Here is an 18,876-nt window from a genome sequence, read left to right as displayed (position 1 = left end):
TGCTCGTTCCACGAAAAAGCAATAAGCGCGAGATCAATGGGCAACCTCGTCGGGACCGAAAAGAGCGCTAAACCGGGTTGCTAGATCAATCCAGGGTACCGCGTCGCCGCTCTCTGAAGCTATTCGAACGACCGCCGCCAGATAATCGGTAAAAGCCTTCAGTCTTATGGCGCCTTGCTCTGAGAGGTAGTCAATGGCGTCAAGCCGCTGGTGAACGGCAGCGAGCATATGTTGCACCAAAAGCAGGGAGGATGGGCAGGGGCAATCGCTCTTACTCGCGAGGCGCCTGCACTCACTGCAAAGCGGCGGAATGTCCTCTAAGGCTAGGTCGCCGGAAAGACGTTGTATGAGATTGTCAGTGGCGTTCCACAAATTCGCTCGCATGCAGTACGGAGTGCAGCGTGACGCCATGTTGGGCTAGCAGCGGTGTAGCTCCCTCGTCACGGTCCACGAGGCAAGCAGCGTCACCCACAATGCCGCCGACGCGGCGAACCTCTTCAATCGCCTTCAATATCGACTTGCCGCTTGTGGCAACGTCGTCAACGATCAGGACCACTTTTCCCTCGAGATCTTCTTTAGGCCCAAGTCCTTCAATCACGTCCCTTGTGCCATGGGCCTTTGGAACTTTGCGAACGAAGATCGTGTTTATGGGTTTGTTCATCATCGAGCTGACAGCCGCCATCGATCCGATTACGGGGACCGCTCCCATTTCAAGACCGCCGACGTACTCTGCTTTCACTTGCTCAGCTATTTTTAGGAATTCAAGAGCGGCAAGTTGCGCGCCTCGCGCCACCATCATGGTAGGCTTCATATTGAAATAGATGTCGCTCTCTATGCCCGACGAGAGCGTGTAGCGTCCGAATCGAAAAGAGCGCTCACGGACAATCTCGCGGAGTTCGTCCTTGTCGTGTTGGCCGGAATCAACTGGTCTGAATTTCGCCAGTGCCGCCATAGATCAGACCTCGCCCGTAGGGAAAAAATTGGCTGCGGCATGCACCTAGTCACTACCGCTATGTGGCTTATGCAAGTGTTCGCGGGGTGTGTCAATTAATGTCAATACCGGTGCGACCGTTTCGCGCAGATTTTTCCATTATCGTTATTGGGTGCCTAAGCGTGATCACGGGCTTCGCTACGGCTGGGTAGCCTTGGCTCCTGGCCCTTGCCCAATCTCGGCTAGGCACGGGTTTTTTCGACGCGGGCCGTCTCTTTGAGGATTTGGGCGTTTCATCCTCGTCCCCTCGAGTTCCGCCACGCTCGGCCCCGTTTGCGCCAGCTTCTTAACCAGGTTGCGCATGAGGTGAGCGTTTCGGCCGCCATGTCGGCCCCGTGTCACTCTTGTGGTACGAGTGGGCAAGGCCGCGCTTTTCGTGCAACCTCCTCGTAAAGGCGAGGTAAAGGTCGAGTCGCCGAGAATTTCGTTCATCAGCACCGCGGCGCAACATTCGGCTCGCTTCGTCTGACGACGGTAAAAGCCAGCAGCAAAGTCCAAGGTAGGCCGTAGTCCACCTCCCCTGCAGGCCGAGTCTCGACGCGATATCGGCGACAGGGCGAGCGTCTGCCTCTGAGGCAGACGCCGAACAGCAGACCGAGCCTTACACTGATTTTGGTGGCATTGAGTTCGCCGACACCGTGACATGGAGCCTATCACGGGCGGGAAGTGCCTGGTAGCAGAACTCGACAAGCGGCGCTACGTTCTGGACGCCGGCGTTGCTGACCAGGACATCGAGGCGCCCGAAGGTTTCGATCGCCTGCATCAGCTGCTTTCCACCTGCCCCTCTCGCTGGCAACCATTTTCTGTCAACCGATCGATCCCGGACGCCGTTGTTGGACTTCGCTGTGATCAAGATCCGCGGACCACTCTTGCTCCCTCGCGGGCGAACCGCGCTATCCTTGCCGACCCCGCTCGCGGCTTCGGTGATCAGCGCCACCTTGTCGAGAAGCCGGCCACCGGCTCCCCATCGCGTTGGTTCAATGAGATATCACTGTAAAAGTTCATGGTTTCTTCCTTTCCGATGGCGAGGCTAGGCTTTCGCGAGATAGTCGTGGACGACCTTCCCGAGCGCGAGCGTGAGATCTGCGACGAAGTGGACGGCCGAGACTACTTCCAGCACCGGCAGTTCGGCGACGGGGGCAAGCGCATGCGACCAGAGGTTCAGGGCTGCCGGCCCGGTCCAGGCGCCCCTCAGATGGACGTCCTGTAGATGATATTCCACGAGCTCACAGATGCGCGGCGTGCCGTCGACATGCGGGATGATTTTGAGGAGGAAGTTCGGTTCAGCGAGCGAGGCCCTCACGCTCGCGAGGTCGGCGGCTCGGTGCTTGTAGCCCATGGTACTCGTCGCGACGCGGACCGGCCCGTAGTCCAGCGTGCCAACAAGGGTATCCGTCTCGGTTCGGAGCGTTGGGCTAGCGAGCTTCTTTGGAAAGCCCCACAACTCGCGTCCGCCCGCTATCGGCGGATGGTCGTCGAGAAACATGCAGTGGGTGTAGCTGCCCTTGCGGCCTCGGAAGGAGACCGGGATGACCTGCCCGCTTTCAGTGTAGTCGCCAAAGCCGGTCGAGTCCGGCATGCGAATGAACTCGAATTTGACCAGAGGCTCGCACACCTGAAGCGGCTCCGGCACAAGGTCGCGCAGTTTCTGCGGATCGGTGCGATATGTGATGATCAGATACTCCCGGTTGCCGAAGCGATATGGGCCGGCCGGGAAGGCCGGGCTGGTCAGGGGCATGGCGAATGCGCTCGCCCGGACGGTATCTTGGTGCATGTTTGAAATTCCTTTGTGCTGGATCAAGTGGGCTTAGATCGGTCTGCATGATGGCGGCGAGGCTCTCCGAGGTGCTGTCGCAGCCTCGTAAGGGATGCATGGCGTAATCGCGCGTAGCCATTTTGCGCTGGGCAATTGCCTTGGGGCGCGATCATTGGCGATGGTCGCGCACACGGTTCCATGGCTCCGGTTGTGATCGAGGGAGGCAAGATTCGAGGTAAGGTGATTTTGTTCCTCATTTGAAGGCGCTGCTTCCCGTCTGCCCTCGTGGTAGGAGGAGGTGGAGTGGCGGCCAGGTCCGATTTCTCCTCGACGGGGTTTGCGGATCGACGCGCATGCGCCATGCCAAATGAGAAATCGTTCGAGGCTAGCAGGACAGACGGCCTCGGCGAGCCAGTCGAGAGAGAAGGTCTTCGCCTCACGCGGATCAGATACGAATTCCCGAGCACTGCGGTGATGTAGCAGCAAGGCCCGCGACGCCACCAAACCTCTGTCGCGAAAATATGGAGGTGACGCGGTATCCGCCGTCTAGCGAAACAGCTTACGCAGCATCCGGCAGCACGCACTCGACGGCCCGGCCTCATCGCCGGCTTCAGGAGAAAAGATCAGCTATGAGCCGGCAGGCAATCGCTGCACGCGGCGGTCAGGTCGTGTAGATCTTCCGCGCACACAGCTGGCGCCGGAATGATGCTAGATGATGAGCCGACGCCAACATTACCGCAGGGGAGACAGCCAAGTCTGTCCTCAAGCGTCTGAAATGCATGTCCAAAAGCTGACAGCGACAAAAAACATGTCTGGTCCAAAACAACCGGCCGCCTTGGGCGTGAGGTTTCTCGAAGCCTACTCGTGCAGTTGCGCGGCTAAGCGCGCTGGCACGGCCTTTGCTAGAGATGCGGCAATATTGAGTCGGGGCTGACCGCATAAGAACGCGAGACGATTGATGGTCTGCTGCGCCATCTCGGCGGCGCGTTCGCTCAACGGTCACGGCTACACCCTTGGCAACGGCTGACGCGCGACTTTGCGGTTGCGCCGCCCTGCCGCGCCGATGCGCCCAAAGTTCGTTGATAGTCCGCTCGGCCGATTGAGGAAACCGGCTGTTGACTGCTGCCAAGGCGGAGATGGCTGGGCTCATTCGGACTGTCTTGACCGTCGGTGTCATGAAGCCAAAGACACCATACTGGACGTTATGCATGACCAAGACGAGTGGGAGTCACAACGAATGATTTTACCGGAACTGCGCTCTGCTATCCCAGCCGGCAGAGTTTTGGAGATAACGACGACCACAGGATGCATCGTGGGATGTTCATATTGTCCGCAGGACAAGTTCGCTGACCGGCAAAGAAAGGTATCTGATACGAAGCATCTTAGTCTTGGAGATTTCAAGCGCTGTCTGGCGCGCGTACCAGCCTCCGTCGACATTAGTTTTGCCGGGTATTCTGAGCCATGGCTCAATCCGGATTGCACCGAAATGGTCGAGCACGCTTCCGCCAAAGGCCACGGCATCAGGATTTTCACGACGCTTGTGGGAATGAAGGGGCAGGATCTACAACGCTTGCAGGCGCTGCGGTTGGGGGTATTCGTGGTTCATGTTTTTGATGATGGCGCCCACATGAATAGCCGCCTTGTCGGAGCCAAGTATCGCGATTTGGTTGGTCAACTCGTCGACGCCGACATCCCTTCGATCCGATTCGTGGTTTTGGGTGAGCCCCATCCCGATATCGCCGACATTATCCCTGCCCAAGCCCTAGTTCGCGCGCGACCGGTGAGCAGCAGGGGTGGAAGCGTAGACCCTAAGATTGTAGAACCACGGCAGCCAGTCGTCGGAGCGCTGATATGCGTGGACGAACGGCAGTATCGGAATGTACTCCTTCCAAACGGCGAGGTTACTCTCTGCTCCATGGATTTTGAGCGGCGTCACGTATTGGGCAACCTTCTATGCGACGAATATGGCGATCTCTTTAAAAGCCCAGTTTTTTGCGAAATCGTCGATCGCATGAATGGAGCGGCTGGTTTCCTGCTTTGCAGGATGTGTGAATTTGCCGATCCAAACGATAGGAACTGACTGACGCCGGCTGACCGCGGCGGGCCTGAAATGCCGACGTCCCTGAAACGGCAAGATGCACATGCCCGCGAAGTCATCGTGTTTTCACGTCACGCTAACACGATCCCGTAGGCGCGGCAGTCAGCCTCGACCATTTCCGAGACGAACTCATCGAAAGTGGTCTTCGGCTTCCAATCGAGTTTTGTCGGCTGCCTTGGAGGCATCGCCGATCAGCAGGTCAACCTCGATTGGCCCGAAACAGCGTTTGTCGATCCGGATCAGCGCTTGATTACTCATGCGTTCAGGGCCCACCTCGTCAACGCCTTCGCCCTCCCAGACGATCTCCTTTTCGACTCGCCTGAAGGCAAGCCCCGACAAAGGTGCGGACCGTGTGTGTCTCGCCGGTTGCAAGCACGAAATCGTCAGGTTGATGCTGCGAGATGCGCCACATGCCCTCGACATAGGCGCGCGCCGAGCCCCAGTCGCGCTTTGCTTCCAGGTTTCCGAGATAGAGACAGTCCTGTTTGCCGGCCATGATCGAGCCACCGCACGCGTCACCTTGCGCGTGATGAAAGTTTCGCTGCGCGTCGGCCCTTCGTGATTGAACAGGATGCCATAGAGCCCGTATACCTCGCGGTAGTTCATGGTGATCCAGTAGGCGTAGACCTTCGCCACCGCATAGATCGAGCGTGGATAAAACGGAGTGCTCTCCTGCTGCGGGATGCCCTGGACCGAACCAAAGAGTTCGGAAGTTGACGCCTGGTAGAACCGCGTTTCTTTCTCGAGACGAAGAATGCGGATCGCTCGGCAGCAGCAGCGTGCCGAGCGTATCGGCATTGGCGGTGTATTCCCGGTCCCGAGGGAGACTGCACGTGGCTTTGCGCAGCCGGTGCAAGGTTTCGGCCTCAATGTCGGATACTCGACAGGATCGCAAACCTGCTTCCGTTGCTTTGCTCATGTTTTGCTCTGGCACGTTCGATGCAGGAGACCCTCCCGAACGCAGCAGCGGATGTCTTCTATGATCAAACCCACGGGAAAATGCTGTCGCCGCACTCATGACCGCGCCCTCGCTGGTCGCCAAGCAGGCCGAAGGTCGGCTCATCACGGTCGAGGCGGGCAACTGAGCCCAATTGCAATGAGGGATAGGCTGCGAAAGCATGTCACTGACCACGCGGGGGTCATCGAGGCGGGATTCTCGATGCCAGCCACGCGCAACATATCGCCGGCATGAGTGCCGATCTCATCACGGAGCCGGCATCCGCGGGCGTCACACCCGATACTACGAACGCGCGGACAAACTGTTGCAAGTCCTGCGGTGTCGACGATGCGTGCGGGAAGGGCAAGCCCAGCGGCCATGGCCGACATTCGCCGCATATAGCGCCTGATTGGGAGGCGTCAGCAGGAGCAGGACAACTGGATCTCTCTTGCATTGGGATCGGTGCTGGCCCGTCCAATTTGAGCCTTGCGTGTCAGATACACGAGCAAATCGGGCACGGGGCATTGTTCTTGGATCGGCAAGTTGACTTCCGCTGGCATCCAGGCAGCGCATTCGACTCTTCAGAACTCCAGGTCAGCCACGTCAAGGATCTGGTAACGCTGGTGAATCCGCGATCCGCCTACACTTTCATAAACTACCTGCACGAGAACGGGCGTCTGTACCACTTCCTGAATGCACAGTTCGATGCTGTGCTCAGGGCTGAGTTCGAGCAATACCTGAACTGGGCGTTCCGCAGGAACCCACTTGTGCGCGGCGGCGAGACCGTCCGCGAAATACGCTATGATGGCGAGTTTCGGGTGCGGACGGACGACGCGGTGCTTAGTGCCAGAGACCTGGTGGTCGGCATCGGCAAGCAAGCATGGATTCCACCTCAATTTCAGGGCTGGATCGGACGCAACCTGTTCCATTCATCCGATTTGCTGCACATCCATCCTGAGGTGCGGCAAAAACATGTTTGCGTCGTTGGTGGAGGCCAGTCGGGAGCCGAGGTACTGTTGCATTTGGTCGGTGGGCCAAGAGAACGGCGGCCTGCCTCGATCACCTGGGTCTCGCAGCGCGAAAACTACCTGCCCCTCGACAACAGCCCGTTCACAAACGAGTTGTTCATGCCCTGTTTTTCGGATCGTTTCGCGGCAATGAGCGAGCCGCAGCGCAAGCTGTTCCTGCGGCGTTTCGTGCTCGCCTCGGATGGTATTTCGGATCGCACTTTGCGCGCCGTCTACCAGGCGCTGTATCGCCACGAATTTCTTGAGCCAGACCTATGTGACATCGCACTGCGGCCGGGTTGCAACGTTTCGCGCTGCATCAACGCCGGCGCGGGTCACAACTTGACGCTGCAGCGCGGCTTGGGCGACGTCGAAGAAGTCACGGCCGACATCGTCATCCTGGCCACCGGTTACGAGAACGCCGTGCCAAGCTTTTTGGAACCGATGGCGGATCGGCTGCAACAGACCGACAATGAGTTGGTCATCAACGCGGATTTTTCGGTGTGCTGGGACGGACCGCGTGACAGACGCATCTTCGTACAGAACGCCAATCCCGGGCAGCGCGGGCTGGCCGATCCGAACCTAAGCCTGCTGGCCTGGCGAGCTCGCCGCATTCTTGACAGCCTTCTACAGCGCGCGCCGTGCGCGAACCCTGAGCATCCTGGCTTTATCAGCCGTACCACCGTCGAGAGCTGGCCCGACCCGGTAGCCGAAGAAATGGGCAGCGGGATATGACCCAGCGACTACTGATCATCGGCGGTGGCATCCAAGGAATGATGTCCGCCTCCGCTGCGGCGCAGTCCGGAGCCCGCTCCGAACTCATCGTGACTGAACATGCCCTTGGACCTATGGGCGCATCGCTTAATTCTGCGGGCGAGAATTTGCCCCACGGTCGTCGAAACCGTACAAGGTCGCTCACTCGAAAGTGCCCAGTGGCCCTAGCGGCCATGGCTGCGTCGGCCGTTAGCGGAGGCCTCCCGCCCGTAGCGATGCGTGTGGTGGCTGGACCGGGTGAGGTAAGTGATCGGGACCAGCTTAGGGAACCCGAGGACCCGGCTTGGCCTCGGATGGGTCAGTCTAGCGCCGAACTTGTGCGGACAATACTCGTTTTTGGAGCATCGATGGACCCGATGCCAGCGACGTGCCTCCCTGATCGCCCGACCGGAACGGGAACTTGTCGCAAAAATTTTCGCGGCGCACGACTTGCGTTGCGTCAGGCTGCACGAAAGGTCGTCTTATCGGGCAGTCGTACCATCAACAGCATGCTCGGCCGTGACTACCATGCAGACGTACCGGATCGATAGATCTTTACGGGCCTGGGCGATCTCTCCATTGAGGAGGGACAACAAAGCCTTGCAATCCACCCGGAGCGGAAGGCACTTTGCGTCGCCGTCTGCATGCCGTGGAGTATCGTCTCCGTGGGCCCACACCCTGACGGCGCCCGACTGCCTCTAACCGGAATGTTTGACCAACCACTCTTTCCAACAGGAGGCTTTTCGCATGTTGACCGATGCACAAAGAGAAAAGTGGAAGAAAGACGGATACGTCAGGCTCGAGAGGTTCTTCGATCCCGCGACTCTGGAAGGTATTTCCAGATCTGTTGAAGACATATCACGCTGGGATGTCAGCGACGATAAATGGCTCATGTGGTTCGAGAAAACGACGGACAATCGGAAGATCATCTCCAAGGTCGAGAATTTTCTGGACTTCCATGACCCATTGCGTCTGCTCCTCCTAGAAGATCAGCGCATAAACTCTGCGGTCGAGGATTTGCTTGGCGAAGATTCGCGCAGACTCAAGGAGTTGCTGATCTTCCACTATCCCGATAGCGGCGGTTATCGCCCGCATCAGGACATTTATCACATTCCACACAGGCTGCCCGACCGGATGGTCCATGCGATCGTTGCCATAGGCATTGACGATTCCGACCCGGACAATGGTGGCCTTTTCTTCAGCCCCGGCAACCACAAGAAGGGGGTATTTCCCATGGATGCCGGCGGGGTGATTGATCCTGAGGTCGCCAAAACATTCTCCTGGGAACCCGTAGTATGGAAGGCTGGCGACATCTTCATCTTCGACGATTATGCACCGCATTACTCGAAGCCGAATAAAAGCAATCGTTCGCGGCGGACGCTCTACTTGGTGTTCCAGCGTGCTTCAACCGGTGGACCGACCCGCGCTGAATATAACGTGCTTAAGCGCGCCCTTAATCCGCCGGAGGGCAAAGTGGCCGATCTCGACAACCTCAAACCCCCAAACGGCATTTTCTATCGCGATTGAGCTCACGGAACCAGGCGGGAATGCACACGAAACTGATCGGCCGCCAAAAAATGCGCGGAGAGCATGGTTTTGATTGCCGGCTACTGGAGCATCGCCAGCAGTCCGTTACAACGCTTCGGTATGTCGATTGTGCAGGTGTCGCCGGGGGGTCTTCTGTAACGTCTAAAGCCCCACTGGCGCCCGTCGTCACCCGCTTGGGCACCCAGAGCCGGATCATTCTAACGGAGGCGGCCAACGTGTCGGGCTGCCGCTCTCTTCGCAACTTGCAGCAGGGGCTGTTGCGTTGGCAGCCGAAGATACCACTGCTTCAACAAGCTGAGATTCGTCATGCGGAAATCCACGTTTTCTCGAACGCAGCTGTCGCGGGTGTTCGGTATCGACATGGCTGCGCTTGGGACGGGAAGCGCGGGCACCGGGTTTTCATTTGGCAAGGTGGCACCAGGCGTCACATCCGAGCCCCATCGGCACGACGAAATCGAGGCCTTCGTGGTCCTGTCTGGAGCGGGCAAGGTCAGGACCGACCTTGGGGAAATCTCGGTCGCAGCCGGCGATGTCGTTCTGTTCCATCCTTTTGAAGCGCATGTGCTGCACAACGATGGGCTCGAAAACCTAAACTTCGTCGATGTCTACTGGTGCGACGGCAAGGCGGCCCTCGAAGCTGCTGCACAGGTCGCGATTCCCCGCGGGCCGATCTTCGTCTTCTCCACGCCGCCGACGCCTAATGGCGATCTGCATCTGGGGCATCTTTCTGGCCCTTATCTTGGCGCCGATGTCTACACGCGTTTCCTGCGCATGAAAGGGGTCGAAGCCTATCACCTGACTGGAAGCGACGATTACCAGAGCTACGTCGCCACGCGTGCCGATGCCGATCAATCGACGCCCGGAAAGGTGGCGCGCCACTACGCCGACGAGATTCGAGCCACGCTTGCGCTTCTCGACTGTGAGGTCCACAGCTTCCTCCCCACCTTGGGCGATAGCGCTTATGCAGAGTTTCAAGCCGCGTGTTTCCGTAGTCTTCTGAGTAGCACGGCGGTAGATCTGCGCCAGAGCCCTGCGCTCTTCGATGCTGTGACAGGCGACTACCTTTACGAGCCGGATGTAAGCGGCCTCTGCCCCGATTGCGGCAGCTCCGCTGGTGGCAACATCTGCGAGGAATGCGGCGCACCGAACCTATGCCACGACCTAGATGCAGTCCGGTCGCGGCACTCGGCCGAGGCGCCGGTGGTCGGCTCCGTGCGCCGTCCCGAACTTGCGCTGGAACGGTGCTACGACAATATCGACCGGCATTTAAGGGCGTCGGGCGCCCCCGTTCGGATCATGGACCTCTTCGCGCGTCTACGCCAACGTGGCGACTTTTCCGTGCCCATCATCCACCCGTCGGACTGGGGGCTACCGGCCGAGGGATTCCCGGGGCAGGTGACCTGGGTCTGGCCAGAGATGGCGTTTGGCTTTCTTTACAACATCCAGACGCTAGCTACATCGCTCGGTCGTGACTGGAATGCGGCCCTGCCCAGCAAGGACTGGCAAATTGTCCATTTCTTCGGCTTCGATAATTCCTTCTACCACGCCCTGCTTTATCCGGCGCTTTATGCTGAGGTCTTCTCCCACTGGACGCCGCGCATCCGGTATCATGTGAACGAGTTCTACCTGCTCGACGGTCAGAAGTTCTCGACAAGCCGCAGCCATGCGGTCTGGGGCAAAGAGGTTCTGGGCCAAAAGACAGTCGATGTCGTACGTCTTCATTTGGGCCTGACACGCCCGGAAGGTGAGCGGACGAACTTCACGCTGGACGCGCTACGCCGCACCGAGAACGAGGTGTTCCAAGGGATCTGGCTGAATTGGCTTGATGCGCTGCACCGGGAAATCAAACAGGACTTTGGCGGCTGTGTGCCCGACGCAGGCGACTGGGCTCCCGCCGATCGTGCTTTCTTTGCTCGGATAGAGATCCATCGCGCAGCGATGGAACGCGCCTATTCGGACGATGGCTTTTCGGTCCGGCGCGCGGCCGCGCAAGCCTGCTGTTTCGTGAGCGATTGTGTGGTCTACCGACAGGCGCAAAACTATGAAGCGGCGCGACGTCTCTATCCCGCCCGCACCCGCACTTCGCTCGCCCTTCAGACGACGGCCGCTGCGATCCTGGCGCAGACACTCGCACCGCTGATGCCCCGATTCGCCAGCACGCTGGCGCGAGGTATCGATGGCGTCTCGACCGAAACATGGCCCACGTCCGTCCGGCGCCTTGCGCCAGGAACGACCTTTGAGCTCGGACCCGTGCTAGGCTTCTACGCCAGAGCAGACATTCCTGTTCTCGATGAGGAAGGGGCATAATAGCCTATCGGAATTTCGACCAGTTTTGGGCGGCAATCAAAGCCGATGATGCCGAAGCTTTACTCGCTACCACTGGCTGCCGAAGGCCACTCGCAGACCATAGACACGAACACTGGCCGGCCGTAACCAATCATATCGTCGAGACGCAGGCCCTCGCCTTGGAGGATCGCTCGATTGACAGCTTTCGGGCGCTTGCCATTCGTGCGGCAAATGCCGAGTGGGCTGCACTGCGCTGACTTTTCGGAATCGCGGAATTTCCGACCTATTGCCAGCCGGTCAAGAAGGTCATGCGGTTTGGGCGCTGGGTCAGCCTAGCGCGCCCGCGTATCGCCGGCGGCGAACGATGGCCGACGAGCGGTTCTCGCCCTCAAGCGTCTGACGCATAATGCGTGTCCAAAAGCTGACAGCGGCAGAAAACATGTCGGGTTCAAAACAACCGGCCGTCTTGGGCTTGTGAGGTTCGAGGGAGAATCATGCATTTACTGCGGACAAAGCGCTGGCATGACGTTTGCTGGTTGAGATCGGCAATACTGAATGAGGGCTGATCGCATGAGAACACGCAAGACTTTGATGGTCTCCTAACCGGTGTGTTCCGTTCTGAGAGAAGAACCAGCTCGCGTATAAACGTCAGGAAAGGTGTGGGAATGGAGAACAACATGTTGCGTAGAGAGTCCCCGGCTCCTCTGATCAAAGTGGACGACTGGCTGCGTGGCGAACCTCTCACGAACTTTCAGCCCGGCAAGGTGTCGGGATGACAAGTGGAATGGAACCCTGGTCAATCCGCCCATTTTCTGCGGCGCGCCCGCAGTAACTATGTCCATGGAGCACAGCGTGGACCGTTTGCTGCAGGTCAGGGCTCGGACCTTAGACTTCCAACCGAATAGCCGCGGCGGCGATATTCGACGCGAATTTGGCCCGTCGTTGAAGACGTCACAGTCCAGGACCTGTTCAAGGTCGGCCACAGGGGCAGCATTTACGTGGAATCGGCCTGGCGAGGCCGGACGTCGGCTGCGTAAGCGAGCACGAAGTCAGCGTAACCGAAAGCAGAAATCCTCCGTTGAGGACGAGACCTGAAATTGAGGAAACGAAATGTCTCACGCAGCGCTTGGCCCTGCCGTCAACAAGGATGGCGAGGCCCGTGCCCGCCCGTTCGTCAAATGCCTCCTGCGGCTGATCCGTGCTCAGGATTTCCACGGAAATCGGACACCGGGCTGCTGGCCGATTTCATTGTCCCCGAGGAACTGCGCCGGAATATCCACTCAATGCCAATCCGGATCCGTTTTAGACCGTAGCGGAGCTGGCGATCGAGGAGCGCTAAGGCGTGATGACATTGTCAACAACAGAAATCAAACGTCTGTCGAGACGTCTACCGGTTCGGCTTCGAGACTCTCCGGAAACTCGCGGAGACCGGCCGCGAAACTGGTCGGCGATGTGACTGCAGCTATTGCCTATCCCGAAGTGGCGCGGGCGTGAAGAAACCCATTTTCGAGGAAGGATCATGTCAAACCTGGATGAGATGGCGAAGAAAGTCCGAAAGCTTCAACTGCGCGCGGCAATTGCCAAGACGAACTTGCGCGACCTTGCCGAGGGTCTCCCGGTCAAATGGATTGAGATAGAGGAAGTCGCCGAGAAAACGCATGCCGTTTATGCCGAGTTGGATGGTGCCAGGAGAGAGCTTGCCAAAATGAAGACTTTGCGATGAGGAGCACATTCATCAGCCGCGACGGCTCCATATGGGTGCCGGAATATCTGATCGCTATCGATGGCAAGATCTGTATCGGCTGCGGCCGCTGCTTCAAAGTCTGCTCGCGCGAGGTCATGCATCTTTACGGCGTCGATGACGCGGGTGAGATCCTTGGCGCCTGCGACGCCGATGACGACGATTTCGATGGTGAGCTCAATCGCATGATCATGGTTGTCGACCATGCCGGCCGCTGCATTGGCTGCGGAGCCTGCGGCCGCGTCTGCCCAAAGAACTGCCAGACCCATCTTGCGGCCGACCAGGTCGCAGCATGAGCTGCATGATTTGACGAGACAAAATCAGGAGGACGGCATGCGCTTCATCATCTTTTGTCGGCTCCTCGGGCTGGTCCTGTGCGGCAACGCTGTGACGGTTTACTTCGCCTCGCATTCGTTCCGTCTAGCAGTCGTCACGACGCTGGGCTGTTCGCTACTTCTTCAGCTGGGCTATTTCGCAAGTGTGCTCTTTCTGATTTGGCGATCCAGCTGCGCTGGCAAAGCCGGGCAAGAAGCTGAGCTTGTCGATAGGTCCCAGGAAGTTCGGTCGAGCGACGATGAGCATTGGAATGAAACTCAAGATGTGCCACGGCGCAATCAAACGCTCGGCATATCGCTGCTCCTCCCTTGAGCGCCGTCACAAGATCAGAGCTCAGATTCATCCCTTTGTTGAAGTTTGATTATTCAGGCCAGGTTCCCTGGTAAGGTCGAAGGCGACGGCATTCTCATCGTTCTACCGTCCAGGGGAATGCAGTTTCGGTTCTCCGGGCAATGGTAGTCGATCGCAGCGCGCGGCACGCGGGTTGCTTCATCTCGAAGGCGAACGAAGCGCCGGAAAACTTAACATGTGTGAAGGCGGCACATGTCCGGCTTCGCCACAGCCGTATGATGAGCTTCAAGAACCGCGCCTGACGCGCCCACCGCCCAAACAATCCGCACTCGCCGGGCTGCGCAACCCGACCAGCTCCGCCCGGCGAGCGCTCCTCGTCGCGCCTATGCAAGCGGAGGCAATAAGTGGACGCCGATCTGGAGTGCGGCCCTGTGGACAGATATCAGGCTGCTGATTTGCCAGTCTGCCGGATGTGTTGATCCTCGAACTGCTGTCCGCATCCTCGGCGACATCGCCGTATCGCCGCTCGAGCTCTTGGCATTGCCATGTCGTGCGACGGGCCTGCTGTCGCCCGCTGCCGCGCGGATATCTCGCACCCTATTTACCTCCGTGCCGAGGCGACCTGGCCCGCGATGTTTTCGAAGCACCGCCTGAGGGCGCTCGAGTGCCTCAATGAACTACGTCTGGGCCAAAGCCGGAAAAACGCGTCTAACCTTCGTTCTTCGTGGGCTCGACGGCTCACTTGCTGAGGCGTCACATACGCGAGGTCGCCGAGGGGCTGATTGGCCTACGGCGCGGCCATGCCGATTGTGGCGATCCTCGCGATCATCTGCCCGCCACATTCGCCGCGCCGTCTCTCGTGGCCGCGCCCTCTGCATTGAAGGTAAACATACGCCCTGTCCGTCAGCCTGCGAACAGTTCGGAGCTAAAACCCGGTCACCACCAGTTCGCCAGGTCGAAATGGCATCGAACGGCCTGGTGAGTGCGCTCTGGTTAAGGTGTAGGTCGATGCCGAGAGGCCTCGTTCGGCATTGTCCGATAGCCGACAATGTCGGGTACGCAACGTAGAGGAAGCTGACTCTCGGGTGTTTTTAAATGCTTTTGGCTTGGCACGGCAGATGCTCGTTATTGCGCAAAACGCACGGATTGAGTGGTCCCACCGACACGAAAGTCGCTAGCTTACGCCGCCTCCCAAGGCGAACCCGGCCCGGCAGGGAGCTCCGTCTCTGCCGGGCATGCCTTTTCAGACGATTCGCGTACAGAACTTCAAATTGGGCGGCGCAATGTCCGACTGAAGTGGATTGCGTCGAATGGAAAATGAAAGCCGTTTCGAGGCTCTCCGGCGCATGGCTGGAGCGAGAAGGGAGTGTTGCCATGCGGGAGGGGTCACGCTCAGCGTTTTCGTCAATATCCGGCAATTGTGTCGGCTTTGTCGGTTCGACGACACGGCCTTGGTTGGCCGGCGTCTTGGACGTTTTGTCTAAGCCGCTGAAAACAAACATACTATTCCTTCTATGGCGCCGTCATCTAGATCGGCATGAATTTTGCTCGTTTCCGTTGAGAGGGCGGGAGCTGCTTGCCAGGGAGAGCGAAGAGATGGCTCGGGCGAAATTGAAGGACGGGAGATCACAGATTTGTTGCGAATGAACACGTTGGCCGCTGGCGGCCATGCGTCTGCGGCTGGACCCTCCGTGTGGTTGAACATGCGGCAAGGGACTGCAGTACGCGTGTCGATCACATGATTTGCTGGCGGATCCAACGAGGGGGGGTGCAGATGTGCATACGGTCGGCGAGTTACGTCCTGTTCGTGATGGCATTCTTCGCCAGCCCGATAACTGCGAACGGACAGGAGACCAGCCTTGTCGGCATTTACCAGGGTTCGGAGCTAACCGTGGCAGCCAACCATCTGGAACAAGGCGGATACGAGCTGTCGGGCGGTACCAAAGTGTCTTTCGACAAGTGGTACCATAGCAAATGGATCGACATGCGATTCGAAATGTTGACGCAGCTGTCGGATGATTTCGGTCTCCTGTGGGGCGCGAGCACCGGCCAACATGCCGAAAAGGTCCGAATCGAGCCAGGTTTGAAACTCGGCCTTATTCTGCAAAAGCGACCGACACCGTCCACGACGCTTTCTCTCACCGTCAGTTCGATTTTGGGCGGGAACCTGACGGAACGACCTTGCACGGCTGACTATGGCGCCGTCGGCGGCTTCCAGACAGTGAATTGCCGTCTGGCCGCGTCGCAACTCCGGCCTGCGGACACGTTGAAATATATGGCAAACATCAATCCAAGCCGATTGAAACTCGATCTCCGGTTCAGGGGTGAATTCTAGAGATAGGGAAAGGCATAGGCGGTACATTTCGTTGATGCAGAACAATCCAGACAGGAAGTCTATTATGCACAAAACACAATTGTTCCCGGTAGGACTCGTTGCCGGTCTTTTCATGTGCCTGCTGACGGCACCCGGTTTTGCTGGTGATCTCGATGCGCGGGTCAGCGGTAAAGGAACGACCGGAACGCCAACCACGGAAAGCAGTAGCTCGGGCTGCCCACAAAATGCCGACGGGACCTTCTGCTGGATGAGCCTGGATATTGGTGAAGCATGGGCATCGGGCTATACCGGTTCCGGCGTATCGGTGACTGTCGCAGACGACTTCACAGGTGAAATGGATGAGTTTGGGGATCTCGGCTATGGCCCCCAATGGCGGCAACATGGGCAGTGGATCGCTCAAGCAGCCGGCATGGTGGCGCCTGGCGCAAAGATAGTCGAGCTCGACTATTTGGAAGCAGTTCCGCTGACGCTGGAGGAGGGGCTCAATGTCATTAATCTGAGCTATGCCCTTGAAAACCCAGTGAGCGGGTACCGGCTCGAGCAGTCGATTGTCGATGCGGCCCGGGCGGGTGCCGCGGTCTTCACAAAGGCAGCCGGAAACAAATCCGTAGCGGTAGGTACCCCGGCCGAAGGGGATATTGATTTCCTAGCTCTTGAGCTGACTGGGACGCAATCGACAATCTTTGTGGGTGCGCTCGAGCGCAATGGCACTCCCGAAAACAAGGCGAAGCTCGCCTCCTATTCGAATTACGCCGGTTCAGATTCGGAGGTGCAGAACCACTTCCTCACGGTGGGGGTCGATAGCGACAAGATTGGGCTATCCGGAACGTCTTTCGCGGCACCTGTAGTGGCTGGCTATGCCGCCATCCTTGGCAGCAAGTTCACGTCCGCAACACCGACACAAATCACCAATCAGCTGCTGGATACAGCCAGGACCGACACGCTCGTCAACTATGACGCGGCGACTTACGGCCGCGGCGAGGCCAGCCTTTCGAGGGCATTGGCACCCGTTTCGATCAGGTAGACGAGTACTTCGATCGAGCAGCTGAAACTTCTGTGAGGCGTTGAGCGCCACAAAAATCGCCTCGCAGAATTCGGCTCGGCAACTGTGCGGTTCTGCCGATCCAAGCGCAAACAAGAGCCACTGCGTTTTTATCGAAGTATGTTGGTTTGGCGGTCTAGCTGCGCTCGCAAAGCTGGCAAAAACACAGATGCCGACCGCGTGTCGTCGTAGGTTTCCTAGGCGATGGTCGCCTCATCGCAGCATGCCGACATGTGGATCGCTTCGTTCAGTCGCAAGGAAAGCGCTGGAAATCGCCAAGGCTCTGACGGCAGGTCGAAGAGCGCGGCCGACCAATCCAAGCAGCGCTTATGGAACGAGTTTTGCGTGGCTATTTCAGCTGAATGATCATCGCCGGAGAGAATATGCTGGAAGAATTCGAACGTTACCCGCTCACCTTTGGACCCACACCCATTGAGAAGCTCGACCGGCTCGGCAAGCATCTGGGCGGCAAGGTGGAGATCTACGCCAAACGCGAGGACTGCAACTCCGGTCTCGCGTTCGGCGGAAACAAGCTCCGCAAGCTCGAATACATCATCCCCGACGCGATCGCGTCGGATGCCGATACCCTGGTCACCGTCGGCGGCGTGCAGTCCAACCACACGCGGATGGTTGCAGCCGTTGCCGCCAAGATCGGCATGAAATGTCTCCTGGTTCACGAGAGCTGGGTCCCCCATGAGGATGCCGTCTACGACCGGGTCGGCAACATTCTCTTGAGCCGCATCTTGGGCGCAGAGGTGCGTCTGGTCGACGATGGCTTTGACATCGGCATCCGGCACAGTTGGGAAAAAGCGCTCTATGAGGTCAAGGCAAGGGGCGGCAGGCCTTATGCGATACCGGCCGGGGCGTCTGTTCATCCGAATGGAGGCCTCGGCTATGTGGGGTTCGCGGAGGAAGTGCGCGCCCAGGAGGAACAGCTAGGGTTTGGCTTCGACTACATGGTCGTTTGCACGGTCACCGGTTCAACGCATGCCGGCATGCTCGTCGGATTCGCCAAGGACGGTCGACAGCGCAAGGTGATCGGTATCGATGCCTCTGCCACGCCTGCAAAAACCAAGGCGCAGGTGCTAAGCATTGCCCGACGTACAGCGACCCTCGTCGAGCTCGGAACGGAACCTGTCGAGGATGACGTGGTGCTGCTCGAAGACTACGCGTACCCGCGGTACGGCATTCCATCCGAGGAAACCAAGGCGGCGATCCGTCTGTGTGCGCGGCTCGAGGGTATGATTACCGATCCCGTCTATGAGGGCAAATCGATGCAAGGGATGATTGACCTCATCCAAAAAGGCTTTTTTCCAGAGGGCTCGAGGATACTCTACGCGCATCTCGGCGGCGCGCCGGCCATCAACGGTTATGGCTACACCTTTCGCAATGGCTGATGCTCGACAGACCTCCACGTGCTGTGCCCGCCGTAACAGTGCTGCGCCAAGTTTGACCGAAGGCCCGTTGGCAAACTTCAGCGGGCAGCTGTTAACTGCCGCCACGACGTGGGGTCGTGGTGCTGGCATGCTTGGCAGCATTTGCCTGTGCTCAATGTGTCCTGGAGCCGCATAAGAAGGGAGAAGACATGGCCGTTTGACTTTCTTGTGATTTTGCGGTGCGGCGATAATCGCCTTAAATTTGATAAATTGTAAGCCACCGAAGATGTCGCGCAGGCGCAGAGGTATCTACTTGAGCAGGTTTGGAAGCTGTGACCAAGCGTGCCCGAGCGGGTCGTCGTCGGCGAGCACATCGCCG

General features: G+C 58.5%; 13 protein-coding genes and 1 pseudogene. 10 read left to right on the top strand and 4 right to left on the bottom strand.

Annotated elements, in window-relative coordinates; all coding sequences use genetic code 11:
• Window positions 1–355: 355 nt before the first annotated feature.
• The 3 genes from pyrE to JG746_RS32625 all read right to left on the bottom strand — a co-directional run bounded on the left by pyrE (window position 356) and on the right by JG746_RS32625 (window position 2,765).
• Entirely contained in the window at window positions 356–952 is a 597-nt protein-coding gene (pyrE, locus tag JG746_RS32635) for an orotate phosphoribosyltransferase (protein WP_202324333.1), read from the bottom strand.
• Between the two features lie 640 nt (window positions 953–1,592).
• Window positions 1,593–1,754, bottom strand: coding sequence for a hypothetical protein (locus JG746_RS32630; protein ID WP_202324330.1), 162 nt, complete (start codon window positions 1,752–1,754; stop codon window positions 1,593–1,595).
• A 267-nt stretch (window positions 1,755–2,021) separates the two neighbouring features.
• A complete protein-coding gene (locus JG746_RS32625; protein ID WP_202324328.1) occupies window positions 2,022–2,765 on the bottom strand; it encodes an acetoacetate decarboxylase in 744 nt (247 codons plus the stop codon).
• Between the two features lie 1,219 nt (window positions 2,766–3,984).
• On the opposite strand from JG746_RS32625, the gene JG746_RS32620 reads away from it, so the two are divergent.
• Entirely contained in the window at window positions 3,985–4,827 is an 843-nt protein-coding gene (locus JG746_RS32620; protein WP_244420599.1) for a radical SAM/SPASM domain-containing protein, read from the top strand.
• 89 nt (window positions 4,828–4,916) lie between these two features.
• Here the strand turns inward: JG746_RS32620 and JG746_RS32615 are convergent.
• Window positions 4,917–5,690 (bottom strand): annotated as a pseudogene (locus JG746_RS32615) (GDP-mannose 4,6-dehydratase); the annotation flags it as partial.
• A 529-nt stretch (window positions 5,691–6,219) separates the two neighbouring features.
• Here JG746_RS32615 and JG746_RS32610 point away from each other — a divergent pair.
• The 9 genes from JG746_RS32610 (at window position 6,220) to JG746_RS32570 (ending at window position 18,518) form a co-directional block, all read left to right on the top strand.
• On the top strand, window positions 6,220–7,524 hold the full coding sequence (locus JG746_RS32610) for a SidA/IucD/PvdA family monooxygenase (protein WP_202327596.1): 1,305 nt from the start codon (window positions 6,220–6,222) through the stop codon (window positions 7,522–7,524).
• 765 nt (window positions 7,525–8,289) lie between these two features.
• Window positions 8,290–9,069 (top strand): phytanoyl-CoA dioxygenase family protein, encoded by a 780-nt coding sequence (locus JG746_RS32605; RefSeq protein ID WP_202324322.1) that lies wholly within the window; start codon window positions 8,290–8,292, stop codon window positions 9,067–9,069.
• Between the two features lie 327 nt (window positions 9,070–9,396).
• The gene (locus JG746_RS32600) at window positions 9,397–11,397 is read left to right on the top strand and encodes a class I tRNA ligase family protein (protein WP_202324320.1); all 2,001 of its coding nucleotides are present in this window, start codon (window positions 9,397–9,399) and stop codon (window positions 11,395–11,397) included.
• 1,498 nt (window positions 11,398–12,895) lie between these two features.
• Window positions 12,896–13,099, top strand: a complete 204-nt coding sequence (locus tag JG746_RS32595; protein ID WP_027033222.1) for a CCE_0567 family metalloprotein — start codon at window positions 12,896–12,898, stop codon at window positions 13,097–13,099.
• The gene (gene fdxB, locus JG746_RS32590) at window positions 13,096–13,413 is read left to right on the top strand and encodes a ferredoxin III, nif-specific (RefSeq protein ID WP_096453666.1); all 318 of its coding nucleotides are present in this window, start codon (window positions 13,096–13,098) and stop codon (window positions 13,411–13,413) included. Before JG746_RS32595 ends, fdxB begins: the two co-directional genes overlap by 4 nt.
• A 37-nt stretch (window positions 13,414–13,450) precedes the next feature.
• On the top strand, window positions 13,451–13,765 hold the full coding sequence (locus JG746_RS32585) for an exopolysaccharide production repressor protein (RefSeq protein WP_096453668.1): 315 nt from the start codon (window positions 13,451–13,453) through the stop codon (window positions 13,763–13,765).
• A gap of 1,717 nt (window positions 13,766–15,482) precedes the next feature.
• Window positions 15,483–16,079 carry a hypothetical protein gene (locus JG746_RS32580; RefSeq protein ID WP_202327595.1) on the top strand — a complete coding sequence of 199 codons (597 nt, stop codon included), beginning with the start codon at window positions 15,483–15,485 and terminating at the stop codon, window positions 16,077–16,079.
• A gap of 64 nt (window positions 16,080–16,143) precedes the next feature.
• On the top strand, window positions 16,144–17,103 hold the full coding sequence (locus JG746_RS32575; protein WP_202324317.1) for a S8/S53 family peptidase: 960 nt from the start codon (window positions 16,144–16,146) through the stop codon (window positions 17,101–17,103).
• 401 nt (window positions 17,104–17,504) lie between these two features.
• On the top strand, window positions 17,505–18,518 hold the full coding sequence (locus JG746_RS32570; protein WP_202324314.1) for a 1-aminocyclopropane-1-carboxylate deaminase: 1,014 nt from the start codon (window positions 17,505–17,507) through the stop codon (window positions 18,516–18,518).
• The last annotated feature ends 358 nt before the right edge of the window (window positions 18,519–18,876 follow it).

The organism is Mesorhizobium sp. 113-3-3 (assembly GCF_016756495.1).
Lineage (GTDB): Bacteria > Pseudomonadota > Alphaproteobacteria > Rhizobiales > Rhizobiaceae > Mesorhizobium.
Note: the sequence above shows the minus strand (reverse complement) of the source record. Positions and strands in the feature narration are given on the sequence as shown.